Origin of the sequence: Vibrio sp. S234-5 (genome assembly GCF_000960595.1) — a bacterium.
Taxonomy (GTDB): domain Bacteria; phylum Pseudomonadota; class Gammaproteobacteria; order Enterobacterales; family Vibrionaceae; genus Vibrio.
Genome location: NZ_JZAM01000237.1, coordinates 227,617 through 252,314, shown reverse-complemented (window position 1 = coordinate 252,314; position 24,698 = coordinate 227,617). Strand labels below are relative to the sequence as shown.

Annotated in this window: 19 protein-coding genes; 17 read left to right on the top strand and 2 right to left on the bottom strand. The window is 49.9% G+C overall.

Annotated elements, in window-relative coordinates:
• Positions 1–62: 62 nt before the first annotated feature.
• Positions 63–2,855, bottom strand: coding sequence for a two-component sensor histidine kinase BarA (gene barA, locus UF06_RS15540; protein WP_045571236.1), 2,793 nt, complete (start codon positions 2,853–2,855; stop codon positions 63–65).
• Positions 2,856–3,030: 175 nt separating this feature from the next.
• Between barA and rlmD the strand changes: the two genes are divergently transcribed.
• The 13 genes from rlmD (at position 3,031) to rpoS (ending at position 16,930) form a co-directional block, all read left to right on the top strand.
• Entirely contained in the window at positions 3,031–4,347 is a 1,317-nt protein-coding gene (gene rlmD, locus UF06_RS15535) for a 23S rRNA (uracil(1939)-C(5))-methyltransferase RlmD (RefSeq protein WP_045571235.1), read from the top strand.
• Positions 4,348–4,439: 92 nt separating this feature from the next.
• A complete protein-coding gene (gene relA / locus UF06_RS15530; RefSeq protein WP_045571234.1) occupies positions 4,440–6,659 on the top strand; it encodes a GTP diphosphokinase in 2,220 nt (739 codons plus the stop codon).
• A gap of 96 nt (positions 6,660–6,755) precedes the next feature.
• Positions 6,756–7,553 carry a nucleoside triphosphate pyrophosphohydrolase gene (mazG, locus tag UF06_RS15525; RefSeq protein ID WP_045571233.1) on the top strand — a complete coding sequence of 266 codons (798 nt, stop codon included), beginning with the start codon at positions 6,756–6,758 and terminating at the stop codon, positions 7,551–7,553.
• A gap of 202 nt (positions 7,554–7,755) precedes the next feature.
• The gene (locus tag UF06_RS15520; protein ID WP_045571232.1) at positions 7,756–9,393 is read left to right on the top strand and encodes a CTP synthase; all 1,638 of its coding nucleotides are present in this window, start codon (positions 7,756–7,758) and stop codon (positions 9,391–9,393) included.
• Positions 9,394–9,470: 77 nt separating this feature from the next.
• Positions 9,471–10,772 (top strand): phosphopyruvate hydratase, encoded by a 1,302-nt coding sequence (gene eno, locus UF06_RS15515; RefSeq protein ID WP_045571231.1) that lies wholly within the window; start codon positions 9,471–9,473, stop codon positions 10,770–10,772.
• 187 nt (positions 10,773–10,959) lie between these two features.
• Positions 10,960–11,241, top strand: coding sequence for a cell division protein FtsB (gene ftsB, locus UF06_RS15510; protein WP_039430478.1), 282 nt, complete (start codon positions 10,960–10,962; stop codon positions 11,239–11,241).
• Between the two features lies 1 nt (position 11,242).
• Positions 11,243–11,947 (top strand): 2-C-methyl-D-erythritol 4-phosphate cytidylyltransferase, encoded by a 705-nt coding sequence (gene ispD, locus UF06_RS15505; RefSeq protein WP_045571230.1) that lies wholly within the window; start codon positions 11,243–11,245, stop codon positions 11,945–11,947.
• A 3-nt stretch (positions 11,948–11,950) separates the two neighbouring features.
• Positions 11,951–12,427 (top strand): 2-C-methyl-D-erythritol 2,4-cyclodiphosphate synthase, encoded by a 477-nt coding sequence (ispF, locus tag UF06_RS15500; RefSeq protein WP_045571229.1) that lies wholly within the window; start codon positions 11,951–11,953, stop codon positions 12,425–12,427.
• A gap of 34 nt (positions 12,428–12,461) precedes the next feature.
• Positions 12,462–13,508, top strand: coding sequence for a tRNA pseudouridine(13) synthase TruD (gene truD / locus UF06_RS15495; RefSeq protein WP_045571278.1), 1,047 nt, complete (start codon positions 12,462–12,464; stop codon positions 13,506–13,508).
• Between the two features lie 2 nt (positions 13,509–13,510).
• A complete protein-coding gene (gene surE, locus UF06_RS15490; protein WP_045571277.1) occupies positions 13,511–14,287 on the top strand; it encodes a 5'/3'-nucleotidase SurE in 777 nt (258 codons plus the stop codon).
• A complete protein-coding gene (locus UF06_RS15485; RefSeq protein WP_045571228.1) occupies positions 14,280–14,906 on the top strand; it encodes a protein-L-isoaspartate(D-aspartate) O-methyltransferase in 627 nt (208 codons plus the stop codon). Before surE ends, UF06_RS15485 begins: the two co-directional genes overlap by 8 nt.
• 15 nt (positions 14,907–14,921) lie before the next feature.
• Positions 14,922–15,845 (top strand): peptidoglycan DD-metalloendopeptidase family protein, encoded by a 924-nt coding sequence (locus UF06_RS15480; protein ID WP_045571227.1) that lies wholly within the window; start codon positions 14,922–14,924, stop codon positions 15,843–15,845.
• A gap of 86 nt (positions 15,846–15,931) precedes the next feature.
• The gene (gene rpoS, locus UF06_RS15475) at positions 15,932–16,930 is read left to right on the top strand and encodes an RNA polymerase sigma factor RpoS (RefSeq protein ID WP_045571226.1); all 999 of its coding nucleotides are present in this window, start codon (positions 15,932–15,934) and stop codon (positions 16,928–16,930) included.
• 98 nt (positions 16,931–17,028) lie between these two features.
• On the opposite strand, the gene mutS is transcribed toward rpoS, so the two are convergent.
• Entirely contained in the window at positions 17,029–19,590 is a 2,562-nt protein-coding gene (gene mutS / locus UF06_RS15470; protein ID WP_045571225.1) for a DNA mismatch repair protein MutS, read from the bottom strand.
• Between the two features lie 81 nt (positions 19,591–19,671).
• On the opposite strand from mutS, the gene pncC reads away from it, so the two are divergent.
• The 4 genes from pncC (at position 19,672) to alaS (ending at position 24,667) form a co-directional block, all read left to right on the top strand.
• Positions 19,672–20,163, top strand: a complete 492-nt coding sequence (pncC, locus tag UF06_RS15465; RefSeq protein WP_045571224.1) for a nicotinamide-nucleotide amidase — start codon at positions 19,672–19,674, stop codon at positions 20,161–20,163.
• Positions 20,164–20,340: 177 nt separating this feature from the next.
• Complete coding sequence (gene recA, locus UF06_RS15460; protein WP_039430472.1) at positions 20,341–21,387, top strand: recombinase RecA; 1,047 nt, start codon at positions 20,341–20,343, stop codon at positions 21,385–21,387.
• Between the two features lie 57 nt (positions 21,388–21,444).
• A complete protein-coding gene (gene recX, locus UF06_RS15455; protein WP_045571223.1) occupies positions 21,445–21,903 on the top strand; it encodes a recombination regulator RecX in 459 nt (152 codons plus the stop codon).
• Positions 21,904–22,084: 181 nt separating this feature from the next.
• A complete protein-coding gene (gene alaS / locus UF06_RS15450) occupies positions 22,085–24,667 on the top strand; it encodes an alanine--tRNA ligase (protein ID WP_045571222.1) in 2,583 nt (860 codons plus the stop codon).
• Positions 24,668–24,698 lie beyond the last annotated feature (31 nt).

Here is a 24,698-nt window from a genome sequence, read left to right as displayed (position 1 = left end):
TCGTGAGCGGAAGTTTTCCTTCCGCTCATCTTTTATCTTGCTTTTCAAAGACGAGTGTCACTCTAATTGAGATAAAACTGCGCAGTGGCGGTGACTTTGGCCATCTCATCTTGCAACTCGAACAATTCAGGCTCAAGTTCGGCCAACTCAACCCCCGAACGCAATGCGTGTTCTAGCGTAGCGCACAGTGATTTCAGGCGTGGCACACCGCAGTAAGAGCTGCTGCCATGCAATTTGTGGATGACATGAATTAACTCATCTCGCGGATACTGGCTGTCGTCCAGTGCCTGTTCGACCACCAGTTCAACATCGGGAATAAACTCGGTCAGCATTCTGAGCATGTCTTTGGCGAGGTCTTCTTTGTTGGCGGACTGTTTCAACGCCGCCTGCCAATCAATAATCACGTCCGCTTTGTGCTCTGTTTGAGACGTTGTCGTTGGTTCTTGGTCGACTTCGGCATAGCAAGGGCCGATTTTGTTGAGTTGTTGATCACAAGTGTTGGGATTCCAATGCACAAGAACCTGCTGCAAGATGTGCTCTTCGATTGGTTTGGTCAGATAGTCATCCATTCCCGCCTTGAGCAGGCGATCTCGCTCTCCGCTCATGGCATGTGCGGTGACGGCAATCACCGGAGTTTGGCGATTAAGCTCTCCTTCTTTGATCTGCTTACAAGCCGTGACCCCATCCATTTGTGGCATCTGGATATCCATAAAGATCAGATCAAATGGCGTTTTGCTCGCTAACTCGACCGCTTCTTGCCCGGAACTGCACGCCACGACGTGCGTCACACGCTCGGCTAAAAGGGCGGTGATCAGTTTGAGGTTGGCTGGGTTATCGTCCACGGCGAGTACGGTGAGCGCGGCTTTATCCTCTTGCAGTACCGGCTGACTTTGCTCAAGTTCTGGTTGAGCGGTTTGCGTGGCGATCAGGCTTTGCAGCAGTTTTCGACGGCACAGCGGTTTGGTCAAACACTGCACATCAAAATGCCCCAGCAGTTGATCGGCCAGCGCCAGTTCGGTACTAGGGATGCCGAGCACCGTGTTGGCGGAAAGTTGCAGTGCGCGGCTAAGCCAGTTTTCGATGGTGTGCAAGTCGTAGCTTTGATTGGCGGCCAAGTTGAGCAGAACGAAATCGTAGGTTTTGCTCTCCTCTGGCAAGGTCGAGCGGTAGACCACGTGAATGCCTTCTTGCGCCAATAGTTGTTGCGTGACTGCCGCCGCCTGCATGTTGGGTTCAATCAATAATAGCTCTTTGCCTTGCAGATACTCTGATTCGAGCAGGTCACTCATTGGCATTTGCGTTGAGTGCAAACGCAGAGTGAACCAGAAGGTTGAGCCTTGGTGCAGACGGCTGGTGAGGCTGATTTCCCCGCCCATTTGGCTGACCAGTTTTTGCGTGATAACCAGACCTAACCCAGTACCGCCGTAGCGACGTGAAATGCTCGCGTCTGCTTGGCTAAAGGCTTGGAAGAGCTGCGCTTGTTGGCGCTCTGAGATGCCGATGCCAGTGTCTCGCACCATAAATTGCAGATCGACCGCATCGCCTGCTTGGGCGCGCATTTCGACGCTGACATCAATGTTGCCTTTTTCGGTGAACTTAATCGAGTTGCCGACTAAGTTGGTCAGTACTTGCTGAATACGCAGCGGGTCACCCACCAGACCGGGAGGAATTTTCGGATCCACTTTTAAGGTGATCTCCAACCCTTTTTCGTGGGCGCTGGTGGCTTGCAAGCTGATCACCTCTTCCAAGCTCTCTCGGAAGTCGAACGGAATGTTTTCCAGCGCCAACTTGCCCGCTTCCAGTTTAGAGAAATCGAGAATGTCGTTGATGATGTTGAGTAGGTTGTTGGCCGATTTTTCAATGGTTTGCAGATAATCGGTCTGGCTGTTGGTCAACTGAGTTTTGAGCATCTGACGAGTAAAGCCGATCACACCATTGAGTGGAGTGCGCAGCTCGTGAGACATGTTAGCCAAAAATTCCGATTTTACCCGCGCCGCTTCTTGGGCGCGTTTTTTGGCAATATCCAGTTCGACGTTCTGAATTTCCAGCTGTTCAAGCGTTTCGCGCAAATCGGAGGTTGCTTGGTCGATGCTGTGCTGCATCTCAACATGGTATTCCGAGAGCGACACCGCCATGGCGTTAATGCCGTTTTTCAGTGAATCCAGTTCACCATGCATTTTGCCTTCGATGCGAATGTCCAACTGGCCGCGGCGGATGCGATCCACCACGTTTTTCATATGGGTAATCGGCTGGGTAACATCTTGCATCAGGCGCGAGGCGAACACGCTAGCCAGACCAAGGCCAAGTATTAACACTAAAAAGGCGGAGAAGACTTCTTGGTATTGCTGTAAGCGCAGCGACGAGAGATCCATCTCGACCGCGATATAACCGACCGCGCGAGTGGCTTGCTCGGGTTCGACTAAGTTGCTGAGATAGTGCCCTTCGGAAAGGATCGGCACTCGCAGGATCATAGTAGTGTCGTGCAGCTCAGAATCGCCCAGCAGCGGAATCGGCTTGTCTTTGGGAAACGTCAGTGATTCGAAATTGGGGTGAAAGTTCGAGGTAACAAACAGCTCATGATGGCTATCAAATACGGCGATACTGCGCACCAGCTCAGAGTTTTTGCGATGGGCGTAACTGATCAAGCGGCGCACCGCTTCACGGCTTTCGCTCAAAAGATGAGGCTCGCTGGCAATCGCCAAAGGCTCAATGATGCTGTTACCGGTGGTGATCACCTGACGTTCCAGATCCCGATATCGATTAAAAGAGAAAAAACTGCTGAGCAATAGACCTATGATTAAGGTCGGAGCGAGAGTCAGCGTAATTACGCGGGCACGTAAGCCATATCTGGTCATGTTATCTAATTACATCAAGGTCGGGATATGGGAAAATAGGCGTCACAAAAAGCGAAGTGACCCAATCGAATCATCGCACAAGCATAATCAGATCATCCTGTGGGTACAACGGCGGCGCTAAAGAATAGTGACGCTGTGAGGACAAATTTGAGCAATTTATTTCAGGCATTAGAGCATGGCACGTTTTTTCCAACCGAAAAAGAAAACGCAACCGGATTTCAAGCATCTGCAAGTGCAGATTGAAAGGCTGGACAACCAAGGCGCGGGTATCGCCTATCTCAAGCAAAAACCGCTGTTTATTGAAGGAACGTTGCCGGGGGAAACCGTGGTGACGCAACTGGTGGAAGAGAAGAGTAAATTCGCCCGTGGCAAGCTGATTAAAGTGCTGCAAGCCAGTGAGCAGCGAATCGAGCCTTTTTGTCCGCACTATGGCCAATGCGGTGGCTGCGACATGCAGCATCTCAACTATCCGGCGCAGTTGGAATACAAACAGGCGGCGTTGCTGCAATTGATGAAAAAATTCGCCGGACGAGAAATCGAACTCGCCCCCGTCGTGACCGGGCCTGACCAAGGTTATCGCCGCCGTGCTCGCTTTAGCCTGATGCTGGATAAGAAAACGCGCCAACTGCAATTTGGCTTTCGCCGCAAACAGAGTAAGCAGATTGAGAACCTCACTGCTTGCCCAGTATTGGCCGCGCCGCTCAACCAGATTTTGCCTGAACTGAAAGTGCTACTGAGTGGCTTTGATAAACCGGAAACTTTGGGCCATGTTGAACTGGTCGCGGCCGATAATGGCGTGGTGGTGGCACTGCGTCACACGGCGAAGTTGGCCGAGCAAGATGAAAACGCGCTGGTGCAGTTTGCAACGAAACATGCGCTAACACTTTATCTCATGCCGGAAAGTGACCAGCTTGATCGCATCGTTGGCGAGCAGCCTTACTATCAGGAATGCGGAGTCAAGGTCCCTTTTGCGCCGAACAACTTTATTCAGGTCAACCCGCATATCAACCAGAAAATGGTCGCGCAAGCATTGGAATGGCTTGAGCTACAAGCCGATGAGCGCGTGCTGGATCTCTTCTGCGGCCTTGGTAATTTCAGCTTGCCTTTGGCGAGCAAAGCCAAGCAAGTCATCGGAGTGGAAGGGGTCGCACAAATGGTCAACAATGCCGCCGAGAACGCGGCGTTGAACCAGATCAATAACGCGCAATTTTTTCACGCTAATCTTGAGGCGGATTTTATCGGCCAACCTTGGGCAAGCGAGCAGTTTGACAAAATTCTACTCGATCCCGCTCGAGCTGGTGCAAGCGGCATCATCGATCAGGTATCCGTATTGGGTGCGAAAAGAGTGGTTTATGTTTCGTGTAATCCTGCTACCCTTGCAAGGGACAGTCAGAGCCTGCTTACGCAGGGCTATACCTTAACCAAATTGGCGATGCTGGATATGTTTCCACATACCAGTCACCTTGAGTCGATGGCACTGTTTGAGAAGTAACTCAGTGCAAAATGTCATCACTCAGGCGAAGCAAAGCGAACTAACCCGGATGCAGTTAGTCGAAACGAACAAAGAATAATTAGGATGACAAGATGGTTGCGGTAAGAAGCGCACATTTGAACCCAAAAGAGCAGTTTGAATTGGAAAGCTGGGTTGCCAGCTTGAAACAGGATAACAACATCTCCACTCGCTTGATTGAAGTGTATCGTCACTGCCAGACCATTTTGGCTGACCATGAACAGGCAGAGCTGCTGTTGTGGCGTGGACGCGAGATGATCGAGATCTTGGTCACCTTGTCGATGGATAAAGCGACGCTGGTGGCCGCACAGCTGTTTCCTTTGGTTTCAAGTGGTGCTTTTGCCCGTGAAGCGCTGGAAGAAGAGTACAGCAAAGAGATCATTAAGCTGATTGATGGCGTGGATGAAATGGCCGCCATTGGTCAGTTGAACATCACGTTGGAAGGCAGTGCGGGCTCAGCTCAGGTGGACAACGTCCGCCGCATGTTGTTGGCCATGGTGGATGATTTTCGCTGCGTAGTGATTAAACTCGCAGAGCGGATTTGCAACCTGATTGAAGTCAAACAAGCGCCGGACGACGTGCGCCGCGCGGCGGCAAAAGAGTGTGCCAATATCTATGCGCCGCTGGCGAACCGTTTGGGGATTGGTCAGCTCAAGTGGGAAATCGAAGATTACGCCTTCCGTTACCAGCAGCCAGACACCTACAAACAGATCGCCAAGCAACTGGCGGAGCGACGCATCGTTCGCGAGCAGTACATCAAGGATTTCGTCGAAGATCTCTCTTTAGAGATGAAAACGTGCGGCATCAAAGCCGAAGTCAGTGGGCGACCGAAACACATTTACAGCATCTGGCGCAAAATGCAGAAGAAGGGGCTCGCCTTTGATGAGCTGTTTGATGTGCGCGCCGTGCGCATCATTGCCGACAAACTGCAAGATTGTTATGCCGCGCTCGGTGTGGTGCACACCAAGTACAAACATTTGCCGAGCGAGTTTGACGATTACGTCGCCAACCCTAAACCCAACGGCTATCAGTCGATCCACACGGTGATCTTGGGCCCAGAAGGGAAAACCATCGAAATCCAGATCCGTACCAAGCAGATGCATGAAGAGTCTGAACTTGGGGTTGCGGCGCACTGGAAATACAAAGAAGGCAGCAGCGCCCGCAGCGGCTATGATGAGAAAATCACTTGGCTACGTAAACTGCTGGATTGGCAGGAAGAGATGTCCGATTCGGGTGAGATGCTCGATGAACTGCGCAGTCAGGTGTTTGATGATCGTGTCTACGCCTTTACTCCGCGTGGTGATGTGGTCGATTTACCGATGGGAGCGACGCCGCTCGATTTCGCCTATCATATTCACTCCGAAGTTGGCCATCGCTGTATTGGTGCCAAAGTCGCCGGGCGCATCGTACCGTTTACCCACAAACTGCACATGGGCGATCAGGTCGAAATCATCACCCAGAAGGAGCCGAATCCTTCGCGTGATTGGCTCAACCCATCGCTGGGGTTTGTTACCTCGGGGCGTGCACGCGCCAAGATCAACGCGTGGTTCCGTAAACAAAGCCGCGAGAAAAACCTCGAAGCGGGGCGCGAGATTTTAGAGCACGAGTTGGCGAAGATTGGCGCCACGCTGAAAGATGCGGAGCAATACGCGCTCAAGCGTTTCAACATGAATACGTCGGACGAGCTGTATGTTGGGGTCGGCAGTGGTGATTTGCGTATCAACCAGATCGTCAACCATATCAATGCCTTGGTGAATAAACCGACCGCGGAAGAAGAAGACAAACAAGCGCTAGAAAAACTGCAGGAAGCGGAAAGCAAAGGCGCATCGCCAAGTCGCCCGCGCAAAGATGCTGTGGTGGTCGAGGGTGTGGATAACCTGATGACCCACCTCGCGCGCTGTTGCCAACCGATCCCGGGCGATGAGATCTGCGGTTACATCACCCAAGGTCGTGGCATCTCGGTGCACCGCAGCGATTGTGAACAGTTGGACGAATTGCGCCATCACGCACCAGAGCGGATCATAGATACCGTTTGGGGACGTGGTGTGGTCGGTTCCTACATGCTGACGGTGCGTGTGGAAGCGATGGAGCGCAGTGGCCTGTTGAAAGACATCACCACCATGCTGGCGAACGAGAAAATTAAAGTGATCAGCATGAAGAGTCGAATGGACTATCGCACTCATCTGAATGTGATGGACTTTGAGCTTGAGGTGTCTAACATCGAAGTGCTCAACCGCATCATGAAGCGGGTCGAGCAAGTGCGCGATGTGATGTCAGTCAAACGACTCTGCTGATCGCAAATCGTTTAAATGAGAGGCGAGTGGTGCAGACTACTCGCCTTTTTTACAAACGCATTTTTTACAAAACGAATTGTCTACAAAGGAAGCAAAATGACTCATCCAATTCAGCAGTTAGAACAGATCATGGCCAAGCTGCGCGACCCTGAAAATGGCTGCCCGTGGGATCTTAAACAAACGTTTGACAGCGTGGTGCCTCACACTATCGAAGAAACCTATGAAGTGGTGGATGCGATTCACAAGCAAGATTGGCCCAATCTCAAAGAGGAGCTTGGCGATTTACTGTTTCAGGTGATTTTTTACAGCCAGATCGCTAAAGAACAGGGGCTGTTTGACTTTTCACAGGTGGTGGAAACGGTCAATGAGAAACTCACGCGTCGCCACCCGCACGTGTTTGCTGAGCAGGAATTTACGGATGAAGCGGAGCTCAATGCCAACTGGGAAGCCGAAAAAGTAAAAGAGAAAGCCTTAGCAGGCAAAAGTGAAGAAAGTATTCTAGACTCAATACCAACTTCGCTTCCGGCATTATTACGTGCCACAAAGATTCAGAAAAAGTGTGCGCGCTCCGGTTTTGATTGGGACTCACTTGGCCCGGTGGTAGACAAGGTGCGCGAGGAAGTGGATGAAGTGATGGAAGAGGCGCTGCAAGTGGATGCGCAAGCGGACAAAGTGGAGTTGGAATTAGGTGACTTACTGTTTGCGACGGTCAATCTGGCCCGCCATCTTTCGGTTAACCCTGAAGTGGCTCTGGCCAAAGCCAACCTCAAGTTTATTCGCCGATTTCGCGGTGTCGAGCAGAGAGTCTCTGCGTGTGGCAAAACACTGAGCGCGTGCAGTTTGCAAGAATTGGACGGGTTTTGGGATCAGGTCAAAGCCCAAGAGAAGGGCTAAACATCAGCAGATAAAGTGGCAAAAAAAGGGCTCAACTAATTTGCCACAGGCTTGATTGCTGTTAGTTCACTTTGATTTGAAGCAAAAAATAAAAAATTGGCGTGTGATAGATTTCACGTTGTGGCGGTTAGGGTCTTCTGGTATATTTTCGTCCCGTCCAGAAGAAATCCATTTCCCTCATTCAACCAATTTCAGGTTAAACATGACGACAAATTACATTTTTGTTACTGGCGGGGTTGTATCCTCTCTAGGTAAAGGTATTGCAGCAGCATCCCTAGCAGCGATCTTAGAAGCACGTGGTCTTAAAGTGACCATCATGAAGCTTGATCCATACATCAACGTTGACCCAGGCACCATGAGCCCAACTCAACACGGTGAAGTATTCGTTACGGAAGATGGCGCTGAAACTGACCTAGACCTTGGTCACTACGAGCGCTTCATCCGCACTAAGATGACTAAGCGCAACAACTTCACTGCAGGTCGTGTTTACTCAGACGTTCTGGCGAAAGAGCGTCGTGGTGACTACCTAGGTGCCACCATTCAGGTTATTCCTCATATCACCAACTCGATTAAAGACCGCGTTATTGCAGGCGCTGAAGGTCACGATGTGGCTATCGTTGAGATCGGCGGTACCGTGGGTGATATTGAGTCGCTGCCATTTATGGAAGCTATCCGTCAGCTAGCGGTTGAAATTGGCCGTGAGCGTGCCATGTTCATGCACCTGACTCTGGTGCCTTACCTAGCGGCGGCGGGTGAAGTGAAAACCAAGCCAACTCAACACTCAGTAAAAGAGCTGCTGTCTATCGGTATTCAACCAGACATTCTCGTTTGTCGCTCTGACCGAATTGTCCCCGCCAACGAGCGTAAGAAGATCGCGCTGTTCTGTAACGTGCCAGAAAAAGCCGTCATTTCTATGAAGGACGTGGATTCTATCTACAAAATTCCTCAGTTGATCAAATCACAAGGTTTGGATGATCTGGTCTGTGCCCGTTTTGGTATCCAAGCGCCAGACGCGGATCTGTCTGAGTGGGAACAAGTGATTTACGAAGAAGCGAACCCAACCGGTGAAGTCACCATCGGCATGGTAGGCAAATACATCGAACTGCCAGATGCGTATAAATCGGTGAACGAAGCGCTTAAACATGCAGGTCTGAAAAACCGCTTGAGCGTTAACATTAAATATGTAGACTCACAGGACGTAGAGACCAAAGGTTTTGAAGTTCTACAGGGACTGGACGCCATTCTTGTTCCTGGTGGCTTCGGTGATCGTGGCATTGAAGGCAAGATTCTAGCAGCGAAATACGCTCGTGAGAACAAAGTTCCTTACCTAGGTATTTGCTTGGGTATGCAAGTTGCTCTGATTGAATACGCGCGCAACGTTGCGGGTATGGAGGGAGCACACTCAACAGAATTTAATAAAGACACCAAGTACCCTGTGGTTGGTTTGATCACTGAATGGGTTGATAGTGAAGGTAACGTTGAAGAACGCACTGAATCATCAAATCTTGGTGGTACTATGCGTCTAGGTTCGCAGCTATGTCACCTAGCGAAAGGCACGAAAGCGCGCGAATTGTACGGTAGCGATACGATCCATGAACGTCACCGCCACCGTTATGAAGTGAATAATAATCTTCGTCCACAAATTGAAAAAGCGGGCCTAAAAGTCTCTGGCCTGTCAGCGGACAAGAAACTGGTTGAGATGATCGAGAACCCGAACCATCCATGGTTTGTTGCGGCTCAGTTCCACCCAGAGTTCACCTCAACGCCACGTGACGGGCATCCACTGTTCTCTGGCTTTGTCAAAGCAGCGGGTGAAAATGCGCGCGGCGAACTGAAGTAAAAGGATACGGGCGGTCGCGAAGGTTGTGCGGCGGCCCTTTAAATTTGACATTTATATTTAAACGAGAGGAAACATTAATGTCTAAGATCGTTAAAGTTCTAGGTCGTGAAATCATCGACTCACGTGGTAACCCTACTGTTGAAGCTGAAGTACACCTAGAAGGCGGTTTCGTAGGTATGGCTGCGGCTCCATCTGGCGCATCTACTGGTTCTCGCGAAGCGCTTGAACTACGTGACGGCGACAAAGCTCGTTTCCTAGGTAAAGGCGTACTGAAAGCTCTTGCTGCAGTAAACGGCCCAATCGCAGATGCTCTGGTTGGCAAAGATGCAAAAGACCAAGCTACTGTTGACCAAATCATGATCGACCTAGACGGTACTGAAAACAAATCTAACTTTGGCGCAAACGCAATCCTAGCGGTTTCTCTAGCAAACGCGAAAGCGGCGGCTGCATCAAAAGGCATGCCTCTATACGAGCACATCGCTGAGCTAAACGGCACTGCGGGTCAATTCTCTATGCCTCTACCAATGATGAACATCATCAACGGTGGTGAGCACGCAGACAACAACGTTGACATCCAAGAGTTCATGATCCAGCCAGTTGGCGCGAAAACTCTGAAAGAAGCCGTTCGCATGGGCGCGGAAGTATTCCACAACCTAGCGAAAGTTCTGAAATCTAAAGGTTACAACACCGCTGTTGGTGACGAAGGTGGTTTCGCTCCTAACCTAAAATCTAACGCTGAAGCGCTAGAAGTTATTGCTGAAGCAGTAGCAGCAGCAGGTTACACTCTAGGTACTGACATCACTCTAGCGATGGACTGTGCAGCGTCTGAGTTTTACGATGCAGAGAAGAAAGAGTACAACCTGAAAGGCGAAGGTCGTATCTTCACTTCTAACGGTTTCTCTGACTTCCTAGAAGAGCTGACTGAGAAGTTCCCAATCGTTTCTATCGAAGACGGTCTAGACGAGTCTGACTGGGAAGGTTTCGCATACCAAACTGAGAAACTGGGCAAGAAAATCCAGATCGTTGGTGACGACCTGTTCGTAACGAACACTAAGATCCTGAAAGAAGGTATCGAGAAAGGCATCGCCAACTCTATCCTGATCAAGTTCAACCAAATCGGTTCTCTAACTGAGACTCTAGCTGCAATCAAGATGGCTAAAGACGCAGGTTACACAGCAGTAATCTCTCACCGTTCTGGCGAAACTGAAGACGCAACTATCGCTGACCTAGCGGTAGGTACTGCAGCAGGTCAAATCAAGACAGGTTCTATGAGCCGTTCTGACCGTGTTGCTAAGTACAACCAACTGATCCGTATCGAGGAAGCGCTAGGTGAGCGTGCACCTTTCAACGGTCTTAAAGAAGTTAAAGGTCAAGCTTAATTCTAATCGCTTAGATTGAAGCTTTAAAAACACCCTGCGTTTGCGGGGTGTTTTTTTATCTAGAGGAAAACTTATGGTGAGCGCGCTCCCCTTGTTGCACTAACCCTCTATAGAGCCAACCCGCTAATTGTGCTATAAAAAGGGCTTCATAACTCTTTCCCCTGATAGGCCACAAGTAAAATCACTCATGCGTCTGTTTATTTTAGTTTTGACACTGCTATTTGCGCTGCTGCAATACACACTCTGGTTTGGTAAAAACGGCGTGTCGGATTATTACGCCACCGAGCGTGATATCGAGGTTCAGCAACAAGTGAACAGCAAGTTGCAGTCGCGTAATAGCGAAATGTATGCAGAAATTGATGATCTCAAACAGGGGTTGGATGCGATTGAAGAACGCGCCAGACATGAACTCGGCATGGTGAAAGAAGGAGAAACCTTCTACCGTCTTGTCGGTGAGGAAAATCAATAAGATGCCGAAAAAGACTCTATCTTTAGTCGCGATAGTTCCTGCTGCCGGAGTGGGCAGTAGGATGCAAGCCGATCGTCCCAAGCAATACTTATCCATCGGTGAGCGCACCGTGTTGGAACACACCTTGAATAAGCTGCTAGCGCATCCGTTGATCGCGAAGGTGGTGGTGGCGATCAGCGATGATGACCCTTATTTTGCCCAGTTGCCGATAGCAAACTCGCCGCAAGTGATCCGAGTCAGTGGCGGTAAAGAGCGCGCGGATTCGGTGCTTTCTGGCCTTAAATATGTTCAAACGCACCTAGATGCAAAATGGGTTTTAGTGCATGACGCGGCGAGGCCTTGTGTTTCGCTTGGCGATATCGATGCCTTGATCAGCGCTTGCTTGGTTCATCCAGTTGGCGGAATTTTGGCCACACCAGTGCGTGACACGATGAAGCGCGCTAACGTAGAGCGGGACATTGACCATACGGTCTCTCGTGATGCCCTTTGGCACGCATTAACGCCGCAAATGTTTCAAACTCAGACGTTGGCCGTCGCGCTTGAGCAGGCACTAGCCCATAATGTGGCCATCACCGATGAAGCCTCTGCGTTGGAGTGGCAAGGGCTACAACCCGCCTTAATTCCCGGTAAAGCGACCAATATTAAAATTACTCAGCCAGAAGATCTGGCGTTAGCGGAATTCTATTTAAGCCGAGCAGAAGGATAAACAATGATTCGAATTGGCCATGGTTTTGATGTGCACAAATTTGGTGGAGAAGGCCCCGTGATTATTGGCGGGGTTACAGTGCCTTATGAACAAGGGTTGATCGCGCATTCGGATGGGGATGTGGCCCTGCACGCACTCAGTGATGCCTTGCTTGGCGCGATTGCCGCCGGCGACATTGGTCGTCATTTCCCTGATACCGATGATCAATGGAAAGGTGCCGACAGCCGTGAATTGTTGAAAGATGTTTATCGTCGGGTGAAAGAACAAGGCTATCGTCTGGGCAATGCTGACATCACTATTATCGCCCAAGCGCCGAAAATGGCGCCTTACATTGAGGCCATGTGCCAAGCAATTGCAGAGGATCTGCAAACCGAGGTTGGCAATATTAATGTAAAGGCGACAACCACTGAACGTTTAGGTTTCACCGGACGTAAAGAAGGCATTGCAACGGAAGCCGTTGTATTGTTGATTAAAGAATAAATCGTTTACAAGCTGCATGGCAGTGGAAAAAAGCATGACAGATATCCTCTCTTCTTTGGCATACCTCGCGGGTAAGCCGACGGCACAAGCCAAAATCAAAGCCAAACCTGAGCACTTTCAAGTCAAAGAGGATTTGGGTTTTTCCTTCACCGGTGAAGGTGAGCATCTGATGGTGCATATCCGAAAAACGGGGGAAAACACCAGTTTTGTCGCCAATGAGTTGGCAAAAGTATGCGGGGTGCTATCGCAAAATGTCAGTTGGGCCGGCCTTAAAGATCGCCACGCCGTGACAGAGCAATGGTTGAGTGTGCATCTGCCTACTGGCGGCATTCCCAACTTTGCGGCCTTTCTCGCTCAGTATCCGAGCATCGAAATTTTGGCCGTGACTCGTCACAATAAGAAACTTCGCCCGGGCGATTTGCTCGGCAATGAGTTTGTGGTGACCTTAAGCGAGGTGACGGATGTGGCGGACGTAGAACGCCGCCTAGAGCGAATCCAACAGGTTGGTGTACCAAACTATTTTGGTAGCCAGCGCTTTGGTCGCGATGGCAATAATCTTGATGAGGCTCGCCGCTGGGGGCGAGAAAATGTGCGCACTCGCAACCAAAATAAACGCAGCATGTACTTATCGACAGCACGTTCTTGGATTTTCAATCGCATCGTCTCCGCTCGCTTGCAGCAAGGGATCTTTGACCAAGTGATCGAAGGGGATGTTGTCTTGTCTCAAGCGGGGCAAGAAACGATCGATGCAGCGACTTTGCCTCTGGCTCAAGCGCGTTTTGAACGTGGAGAGGTGATGATTAGTGCGGCCCTAGCGGGCGACAACGCACTGCCCACACAAGCTTCGGCGCTGGCACTAGAGCAGCCGATACTGGATGAAGAAACGGATTTGATGGCGTTGATTGGCGGCAATCGCATGCGCCATGATCGACGTGCTATAAGCTTGAAACCACAAAACCTCACTTGGTCAGTGGTTGGAGATGAGATAACGCTACGTTTTGCACTGGATGCAGGCTCCTTTGCGACTTCGATTGTGCGGGAATTAGTGCAGGAAATAGCGTTCGAAAGAGAGTACCAATAATGATGGATGAAAAGCAGAATAAACCGTTACGGATTCTATTAAGCAATGACGATGGCGTGTTTGCCGAAGGGATTAACGCGTTAGCCGATGAATTGCGTGAGATAGCACAAGTGATTGTTGTGGCTCCAGATAGAAACCGTTCTGGTGCGTCAAACTCTTTGACGTTAGAGCAACCATTACGTGTTAATCGCATTGGTGACGATGTTTATTCTGTTCAGGGCACACCGACCGATTGCGTACACTTTGCGCTCAATGAGTTGCTAAAAGATGATTTGCCGGATCTGGTGCTGAGCGGGATCAATCACGGTGCCAATCTAGGCGATGATGTGCTCTATTCTGGCACTGTGGCAGCGGCAATGGAGGGACATTTTCTCGGTGTTCAGTCCATCGCTTTTTCTCTGGTCGGCAAGCACCATTTTTCCAGCGCGGCTAAAATCGCGCGTCAGTTGGTTGAGCAACATTTAACTTGCCCCATTCCAACCAATCGTCTGTTGAACGTCAACATTCCTGATCGGCCATTTGACCAGTTGCAACAAATGGAAGTCACCCGATTAGGCGCTCGTCATCATGCTGAAAATATGATTAAACAACAAGATCCTCGCGGTCACACGATTTATTGGCTCGGCCCTCCAGGGAAAGAGCAAGATGCTGGGATGGGTACGGATTTCTTTGCGATTGAGTACGGTGTCGTGTCCATTACGCCTTTGCAAGTGGATCTGACCGCGCATGAGTCGCTACGGGCGATGGACGATTGGTTAAAGGATGCAAGCCATGAGTAATCCACACGCAGGTCGTTTGGTGCATTTTCTTGTTGCCCAAGGTATCCAAGATCAAGCGGTATTAGAGGCGATTCATCGTATCCCAAGGGAAAATTTTGTCTCTCAGGCAATGATGCATCAGGCCTATGACAACAACGCATTGCCGATTGGCCAAGGCCAGACCATTTCTCAGCCGTACATTGTGGCAAAAATGACCGAGCTTTTACGCCTAAAAAGGGGCAGTAAAGTGCTGGAGATCGGAACGGGCTCGGGTTATCAAACCGCCGTGCTGGCGTTACTGGTGGATCATGTCTACTCCGTTGAGCGAATTAAAGCGCTGCAATGGGAAGCGAAGCGCCGACTTAAGCAGTTGGATATCTATAATATCTCCACCAAACATGGTGATGGCTGGCAGGGTTGGGAAAGTAAAGGCCCATTTGATGCCATTATTGTTACGGCGGCAGCGGAAAATGTGCCACATGCCTTAATAGAGCAATTAGCAGAAGGGGGGCGACTGGTGATCCCCGTGGGTACCGAAGAGCAGCAGCTTCTGTGCATTGAACGCCGTGATGATCAAATTACCTCTAGCGTGATTGAAAGCGTCAACTTTGTTCCCTTAGTCGCTGGCGAACTGGCGTAGGGGTAGCGAGTGAGTGTGAGCCTTTTTAGGACATTTCAATTAGTTAGTTTACTTGGTGCGGTGCAGTTAGTTGGCTGCGCAGCACACTCGCCTGCACCCGTTTCGGGGTTAGAGAAAGACTACTCATCCGTAGAGCGCGGCAGCTATCGAGGCAGCTACTATGAAGTGGAAAAAGGGGACACGCTCTATTTCATTTCTTATGTCACAAATAAAGATGTAAATGATCTCATCCGTTACAACAACCTTTCTCCGCCGTACACCATCTTCCCAGGGCAAAAACTCAAACTATGGGGGCCTGCATACGTTGCCCCCACATTTGGCAATCTGGCCGAAGCTGCACCAGTTATAGTTTCTGCGCCGGTTGTCCCAACGAAAAGCGTGCCAGTTTCTCCTCCTGAAACGTTAAAATCGAGTAAAAACTCTATCGAAAAAAGCGAGCAAAAGCCGCTTGAAGTGGTTAAAAAAGATTCATCTGGGAAGGTTGAACAATCCAAATCAAAGGAGTATGTTGAGCCTAAAGGTAAAGAAAATGTTATACCAACAGCCAAACCAGCCCAACCAGATAATGACAAAATAGCCAAGTGGTTGTGGCCAACAAAAGGGAGAGTTATCAAGAATTTCTCTGCGGGAGAACAAGGAAACAAAGGGATTGATATTGCAGGACAGCGAGGTCAATCGATAGTCTCAACCGCAGCAGGAGTCGTAGTTTATTCAGGTAATGCGCTGCGTGGATACGGTAATCTGATTATCGTGAAACATAATGATAACTACTTAAGCGCTTACGCTCACAACGATCGGTTGCTAGTAACGGAAGGACAGAGTGTCACAGCCGGGCAAAAAATTGCTACCATGGGTAGCTCTGGCGCCAAATCTGTACGCTTGCACTTTGAAATCCGCTACCAAGGTAAGTCGGTGAATCCAAATCGCTATTTACCTTAATGAAAACTTTGAAAAACAACTTGCGACATAACTAGCAGCGGCATAGCTAAATACAATGCCTTGCTAACTCGCCAGGGGGAGGCGTTATGAGTAACAGCAATGCAGTAACCAAAGTTGATGATTTCGATATTGATCAAATGGATGTAGAGTTGAACGACTCTGATATCGAAGTTAGTGATAAAGAAGACAACAGTTCCGATACCAATACCGCACTCAGAGAAGAGTTTGATGCCAGCAACAAAAGCTTGGATGCGACTCAGCTTTATCTCGGAGAGATCGGTTTCTCACCGCTACTGACCGCTGAAGAAGAAGTGCTTTACGCTCGACGTGCATTGCGTGGGGATGAAGCCGCACGTAAACGTATGATTGAAAGCAACTTACGTTTGGTTGTGAAGATTTCTCGCCGCTACAGCAACCGTGGATTAGCGTTACTTGATCTGATTGAAGAGGGTAACCTTGGCCTGATCAGAGCGGTGGAAAAATTTGACCCAGAGCGCGGTTTCCGCTTCTCTACTTACGCTACTTGGTGGATTCGTCAAACCATCGAACGCGCACTGATGAATCAGACTCGGACCATCCGTTTACCTATCCATGTTGTCAAAGAGCTGAACATCTATCTGCGTACCGCACGCGAGTTGTCGCAAAAACTCGACCACGAACCTACGGCAGAAGAGATCGCTTCTCAGCTGGATATTCCGGTTGAAGATGTCAGCAAAATGCTGCGCCTCAACGAGCGGATTAGCTCTGTCGATACACCGATTGGTGGTGACGGGGAAAAAGCGCTGCTGGATATTATTCCCGATGCGAACAACTCCGATCCTGAAGTGTCAACTCAGGATGAAGATATGCGCAACTCACTGATTTTCTGGTTAGAAGAGCTAAATCCTAAACAGAAAGAAGTGTTGGCACGTCGCTTTGGATTGCTTGGTTATGAGCCATCGACTCTCGAAGAAGTGGGCAAAGAGATTGGTTTAACACGTGAGCGCGTGCGTCAGATCCAAGTTGAAGGGCTACGCAGATTGCGTGAAATCTTAGTCAAACAGGGACTTAACATGGAAAACCTGTTTGATGTCGATATGGATTAAGTCCTGAAGCGAGCTTGCCAATAGCATGAAAATAAAAGAAAAGGCTATGGAGTTATCCCCATAGCCTTTTTGCTATCTAAGAGGTGGCCTACTTAGAGTTAGAGCATTTTCTTCAAGCGATACAAAGCTTCGAGAGCTTGACGTGGCGTGAGATCATCAGGATCAATGCTCGCCAGTGCTTGTTCCACTTCGCTAGGCTCAGGGATCAAGCTAAGCTGATTGGCTACATCCACCATGGTTGGTCTTATCGTGACATCGCCTTTGCTCAACTGCTCTAATTGAGACAGTTTCTGCCGCGCATTTTTGATCACCGTTTTAGGTACGCCAGCGAGCCCCGCTACCGCTAAGCCGTAAGATTTGCTGGCGGCTCCTTCCTGCACAGCATGCATAAAGGCAATACTATCGCCATGCTCTACCGCGTCCAAATGGACATTGGCCAAGTGGGGCAGTTGGTTGGGGAGTTCGGTCAGTTCAAAATAGTGCGTAGCAAACAGAGTGAGTGCGCCAATCTGAGTCGCCAGCCACTGCGCACTGGCCCACGCAAGGGAGAGGCCATCGTAAGTGCTGGTGCCGCGGCCAATCTCATCCATCAGTACCAAGCTGTTTTGTGTTGCGTTGTGCAAAATATTGGCGGTTTCTGTCATCTCGACCATGAAAGTCGAACGGCCAGACGCCAGATCATCAGAAGCGCCGATGCGGGTGAAAATGCGATCCACTGAGCCGATGGTTGCGGATTGTGCCGGGACGTAAGAGCCAATGTGTGCCAGCAGCGCAATTAGCGCGGTTTGGCGCATATAAGTCGATTTACCGCCCATGTTTGGTCCCGTGATGATCAGCATTTTGCGCTGGGCATGCAGCTCAATGGGGTTGGCAATAAAAGGTTCACTGCTCACTTGCTCAACCACCGGATGGCGACCAGCAGAAATGTGGATGCCCGCTTCTTTGGTCAAGCTGGGGCGACAGTAGTCTAGCGTGTCTGCCCGCTCTGCGAGATTTTGCAGCACATCAAGCTGGGCAATCGCACTGGCCAAGTTTTGCAGACGCTCAAGATGCGGCATCAGCAGGTCAAACAGTTCTTCCCAAAGTTGCTTTTCCAGTGCCAACGCTTTGGATTTGGAATTGAGTACCTTGTCTTCGTGCTCTTTCAACGCCGGAATAATGTAGCGCTCGGCATTTTTCAGCGTTTGTCGGCGTACGTAATGAGGTGGGACTAAATGACTTTGGCCGCGGCTGACTTGAATGTAAAAGCCATGCACATTGTTGTAGCCAACTTTGAGGGTGTCGATGCCGTGACGATCGCGTTCTTCGGCTTCAAGCTGCTCCAAGTATTCGGTTGCGCCATCGGCAAGGTTGCGCCATTCATCCAGTTCAGCATTGTAGCCGCTGGCTATCACTCCGCCTTCGCGGATCACCACTGGCGGATTCTCTTTGATCGCCTGTTCAAGAAGGAGGCAAACGTCGTCGATTGGAGCCGCATCTTGGCTCAACTGACGTAAATGAGGATGAGTTAGGTTGGCTAGCTCGCTCTCCAAATCAGGCAGTTGCTGCATTGCATGTCGCAGCCTTGCCATGTCTCGAGGGCGCGCTGAGCGCAGTGCTAAGCGGGCGAGAATACGTTCAATGTCGCCGATTTGTTTGAAAATAGGTTGTAGCTCGGCAAAGCATGCTTGCTCTTTGATCTCACCGATGGCGTCTAAACGCGCGTTGAGCGTATCGAGATCACGCATGGGTTGATGGATCCAGCGTTTAAGCATGCGGCTGCCCATGGGCGTCGCACAGTGATCCAACACTGATGACAGGGTATTTTCCGTACCTCCCGCGAGATTCTGCGTTAGCTCCAGATTGCGGCGCGTGGCGGCGTCTAAAATCACGGAATGATCTTGACGATCGTAAGTGAGCGAGCGGATATGCGGCAGAGCGGTACGCTGGGTATCTTTGACGTACTGGATCAAACAACCCGCAGCACAAAGGCCGAGCTTGGCATGTTCAACCCCAAAGCCGACCAAATCGCGCGTGGCAAATTGTTGATTGAGCTGCTGTTTAGCGGTATCCAGTTCGAACTCCCAAACCGGGCGGCGGCGATTGCCTTTCCGGTTGGCCATTAAATGCACAGGTTCGAAATCTTCCGGAAAAAGTAATTCCCGCGGTGAGGTGCGCTGTAACTCTGCCGCCATCGCTTCTTCGCTTTGCGGTTCTGAGAGCTGAAAACGGCCCGAAGTGACATCCAAAGTGGCATAGCCAAATTTGCCATTGTGGCAGTAAATGGCGGCGATAAGGTTATCGAGACGTTCAGACAGCAGTGCCTCGTCGGTCACAGTTCCGGGCGTGACAATTCGCACCACTTTGCGTTCAACAGGCCCTTTGCTGGTGGCAGGATCGCCAATCTGCTCACAGATGGCGACGGATTCACCCAATTGCACCAGCTTGGCGAGATACCCTTCAACCGCATGAAATGGCACGCCAGCCATTGGAATGGGTTCACCGGCTGAAGCACCTCGTTTGGTCAACGAGATGTCTAACAGTTGGGAAGCACGCTTCGCGTCGTCGTAAAACAACTCATAGAAGTCTCCCATACGATAAAACAGCAAGATCTCCGGATTCTCAGCTTTCAGTTTGAGATATTGCTGCATCATTGGCGTGTGTTGTTGTTCGGCTTTCACGTCGTTGGTCTTTTGTTTGTCTGAAATGAGGCTTAGGATACGTGAATCACAGACAGGCGAAAAGAGATAGCAGGTATTTCAATGACGGTTTCTATCACAACACTTTCGGGCCAACTTGGCGAACAACTCAAACAGCACAAACAGATCCTAGCGACCGCAGAGTCGTGTACTGGCGGTGGTGTTGCGAGTGCGATAACTGACATTGCTGGCAGTTCTGGTTGGTTTGATCGGGCGTTTGTCACCTACAGCAATGACGCGAAAATGGAAATGCTCGGGGTGAGCGCTGAAACCCTAGAACAGCATGGTGCAGTTAGCGAGGAAGTTGTCGAAGAAATGGCGAAAGGGGCATTAAACTATTCACGCGCGACGATAGCGATAGCGATCAGCGGCATTGCCGGGCCAGACGGTGGTACGGCGATTAAACCTGTCGGCACAGTGTGTTTTGCTTGGTTGGATAAAAGTGGCTGGCTGAGAAAGGAAACTTGTCTTTTTTCTGGCGACAGAGCCGCTATCCGTCAGGCGGCGGTTTTGCACTCCCTGCAAGTGGTGAGCGATTATCTGGTCACCAAATAGCCGGATGCGATAAAGATCTCGCTGTGGGCAATCAAGGTCATTTTTTTTCATACAGGGGTGGACACTGTATGAATCAACAGTATAATGACTGGCAATTGTTGAGCAGGATGAAGCCGATTCAGCCTGCATAAAAGTTTTCTAAGTGGTTGCCTTGCGACGACACAATCGGAGAAAGTAATGGACGAGAATAAACAAAAAGCGCTCGCCGCTGCGCTAGGTCAGATCGAAAAGCAGTTTGGTAAAGGCTCTATCATGCGCTTAGGCGACAACCGTGCGATGGATGTCGAAACGATTTCTACGGGCTCTCTTTCTCTGGACATTGCACTAGGCGCTGGCGGCCTACCAATGGGCCGTATTGTCGAAATCTTTGGCCCAGAATCATCCGGTAAAACGACGTTAACACTTGAGCTGATTGCCGCAGCGCAACGCGAAGGTAAAACCTGTGCTTTTATCGATGCTGAACACGCGCTCGACCCTGTTTATGCTAAAAAACTGGGTGTTAACATTGATCAACTGCTGGTCTCTCAGCCTGACACGGGCGAGCAAGCGCTGGAAATCTGTGACGCTTTGGCACGCTCTGGTGCGGTCGACGTGATTGTTGTCGACTCCGTTGCTGCCTTGACACCAAAAGCAGAGATCGAAGGTGAGATGGGCGATTCGCACATGGGGCTGCAGGCTCGTATGCTCTCTCAAGCGATGCGTAAACTCACGGGTAACCTTAAGCAATCTAACTGTATGTGTATCTTCATCAACCAGATCCGTATGAAGATCGGTGTGATGTTTGGTAACCCAGAGACCACAACGGGTGGTAACGCGCTAAAATTCTACGCTTCTGTTCGTTTAGATATCCGTCGTACGGGGTCTATCAAAGAAGGCGACGAAGTGGTGGGCAACGAAACGCGCATCAAAGTGGTGAAAAACAAGATCGCGGCACCATTTAAAGAAGCTAACACTCAGATCATGTATGGCCAAGGCTTTAACCGCGAAGGTGAGCTGATTGATCTCGGTGTGAAATGTAAGTTGATCGAGAAATCAGGTGCTTGGTACAGCTACAACGGTGATAAGATCGGCCAAGGTAAAGCAAATGCCTGTAAGTATCTGAAAGAACACGTTGATGTGGCGAAAGTATTGGATACCAAACTGCGTGAAATGCTGCTCTCTGCCACCCCGCTAGAAGGCGCGGAACTGGCTGATGAAGCACCAGAGCAAGAAGAAGAGTTTTAATCATCTAGTGATATCCCAAAGCCCTGCAGTGCAGGGCTTTTTTACAGGTCAATTTTTATGTATTCCCATTATTCGACGGTGCAAACGTGCAAAGAGGCAGCGATTCAACTCCTGAGTCGGCGCGACTATGGTCAATATGAGTTGAGGCAGAAGCTGATCGCCAAAGGTTACGCCAGTGAAGAAGCCGATACAGTAATTGCTTTTTGTGTTGAACATGGTTACTTGGACGAGCAGCGCTTTGCCGAGAGTCAAATTCGTCAGCATGTAGCAAAAGGGCACGGGGAGCGTCGAATTCGCCAAGAGCTGACTCAAAAACGTGTCGCTGATTCAATCATTGAACAAGCGCTGGTCAATGAACCTCAAGATTGGTTTGAATTGGCAAAACAGACCGCATGGAAAAAGTTTAAAGGCCAGCAGGCGAGTGATCAAAAAGCCTATGCCAAGCAGGTACGCTTTCTTCAATATCGAGGCTTTTCCTTTGAGCAAATCAGCTATGCACTTTCTGAGGAAGAGTAACTCTCCATGCAGTTGATTGTGTCCGGTCTCTTGCTCGTCGGCTGTGAATAAGTGTTATTTTCCCACCTATTTACTGTTTCTCCTTTTCATGTCGTCTTTTCCGCAAGAAAACTAGTCGAAGCTTTAAGCATGATCTACAATACGGCGAAATTCTAACTCGACTATTTTCAGGAAGAGCTGCATGTACATGAGCACTGATGAGGTTCGCAATGCGTTCCTCAAGTTCTTTGAAAGCAAAGGACACCAAATCGTAGAAAGTTCATCGTTAGTACCGCATAACGACCCAACCCTGCTGTTCACTAACGCGGGTATGAACCAATTTAAAGATTGTTTCTTAGGTTTAGAAAAACGCGCCTACACACGAGCGACTACGGCCCAACGCTGTGTACGTGCTGGTGGTAAACACAACGACCTAGAAAACGTCGGTTTTACTGCCCGTCACCATACATTTTTCGAAATGCTAGGCAACTTCAGCTTTGGTGACTACTTCAAAGAAGACGCGATTGCTTATGCATGGGAATTTTTGACTGAAGTTCTGAAGCTTCCCAAAGAGCGCCTCCTCGTCACTGTGTATGAAACGGACGACGAAGCTTTTGACATTTGGCATCAAAAAGTGGGTGTAGCGGCCGATCGCATCATCCGTATCGGTGACAAGAAAGGTGGCAAGAAGTTTGAGTCAGATAACTTCTGGCAAATGGGCGATACCGGCCCATGTGGTCCATGTACAGAAATCTTCTACGATCACGGCGAACACATTTGGGGTGGTCCTCCAGGTTCTCCAGAAGAAGATGGCGACCGTTTCATCGAAATCTGGAACAACGTTTTCATGCAGTTCAACCGTCATGCCGATGGCACAATGGAGCCATTACCTAAACCATCAGTGGATACGGGAATGGGGATCGAGCGTATTTCGGCCATCATGCAGGGCGTACACTCAAACTACGAAATCGATGTGTTCCAAAAACTCATCAAAGCGGCGGCAGAAGTCATTGGTTACCAAGACCTTTCGAACCAATCTTTGCGCGTGATTGCAGACCACATCCGTTCGTGTGCCTTCCTGATTGTTGATGGTGTAATGCCGTCTAACGAAGGTCGTGGTTATGTGCTACGTCGTATTATTCGTCGCGCAGTTCGCCACGGTAACAAATTGGGCGCACAAGGTGCATTCTTCCATCAATTAGTCGGTGTTCTGGCTGAGGTGATGGGGACGGCTGGCGACGAGCTCAAAAAACAGCAAGCGTTAGTGGAAAAAGTACTGCGTATTGAAGAAGAAAACTTTGGCCGTACGCTTGAGCGTGGTATGTCGATCCTTAACGACGCGCTTGATGCTATGGATGGCAAAGTTCTTGACGGCGAAACCGTGTTTAAACTTTACGACACTTATGGTTTCCCAGCCGATCTGACTAACGATGTAGCACGTGAGCGCGACTTCACTATCGATGAAGCTGGCTTTGAAAAAGCGATGGAAGAGCAGCGTCAACGTGCACGTGAAGCGGGGCAGTTTGGCACCGATTACAATGCGAAAATCAAAGTTGACGCCCAGTCTGAGTTTTGTGGCTACTCGACAACTCATGGCGTGAGCGACGTGGTTGCTCTGTTTGTCGAAGGTGAAGAAGCGCAGGCGCTTTCCGCGGGTGACAAAGCGATCGTGATCTTACAAGCAACGCCTTTCTACGCAGAGTCTGGCGGTCAGTGCGGCGATGCAGGCGTGCTGCAAACTGAAGCGGGTCTATTCCGTGTGGAAGACACGCAGAAGCTGGCGAACGCGATTGCCCACCACGGCGTAATGGTTGAAGGTGTTTTGGCGAAAGGCGACCAAGTCAACGCCCAGGTAGACGCAGAGCGTCGTGCGGCTATCTCCCTCAACCACTCTGCCACTCACTTGTTGCACGCGGCGCTTCGTCAAGTGTTAGGTGAGCACGTAGCGCAAAAAGGCTCGCTGGTTAAAGCGGAAAGCTTACGTTTTGACTTCTCTCACTTAGAAGCGGTGACGCCTGCTGAACTCAAAGAAGTGGAACGTTTAGTGAACGCCCAGATCCGTCGTAACCACACTATCCAGACCGATATCATGAATATTGAAGCGGCGAAGCAGAAAGGGGCGATGGCGCTGTTTGGTGAGAAGTACGACGACGAAGTGCGTGTGCTCTCTATGGGTGATTTCTCAACTGAACTGTGTGGTGGTATCCATGCATCGAACACGGGCGATATTGGTCTGTTTAAAATCATCTCTCAAGGTGGTATTGCTGCGGGTATCCGCCGCATTGAAGCGGTGACGGGTGAAGGTGCACTGGACGCATTAGACAATCAAACGCGTAAATACGAAGATAAATTGGCTGATGCGGCCAGCAAAGCCAAATCTCTGGAGAAAGAGATTCAGCAGCTCAAAGATAAATTGGCTTCACAAGCCAGTGCCAGTTTGACCGATCAAGTCAAGCAAATCGCTGGTGTAAACGTGCTTGTAGCTAAGCTTGATGGCGCAGATAACAAAGCGCTACGCGGTATGGTGGATGAACTGAAAAACCAGCTTGGCAGTGGCATCATCATGCTTGGCAATGTGGCTGACGATAAAGTGGGCCTTATCGCTGGCGTTACCAACGATTTAACCAGCAAAGTGAAAGCGGGTGAATTGGTCAATATGGTGGCTCAACAAGTCGGTGGTAAAGGTGGTGGTCGCCCTGACATGGCGCAGGCTGGCGGCACTGATGCAGGAGCCTTGCCAGCTGCATTAGAGTCTGTTGACGCTTGGCTGGCTGAGCGTCTGTAATTTATAAATCCTACGCTCAATCAAAACTTTC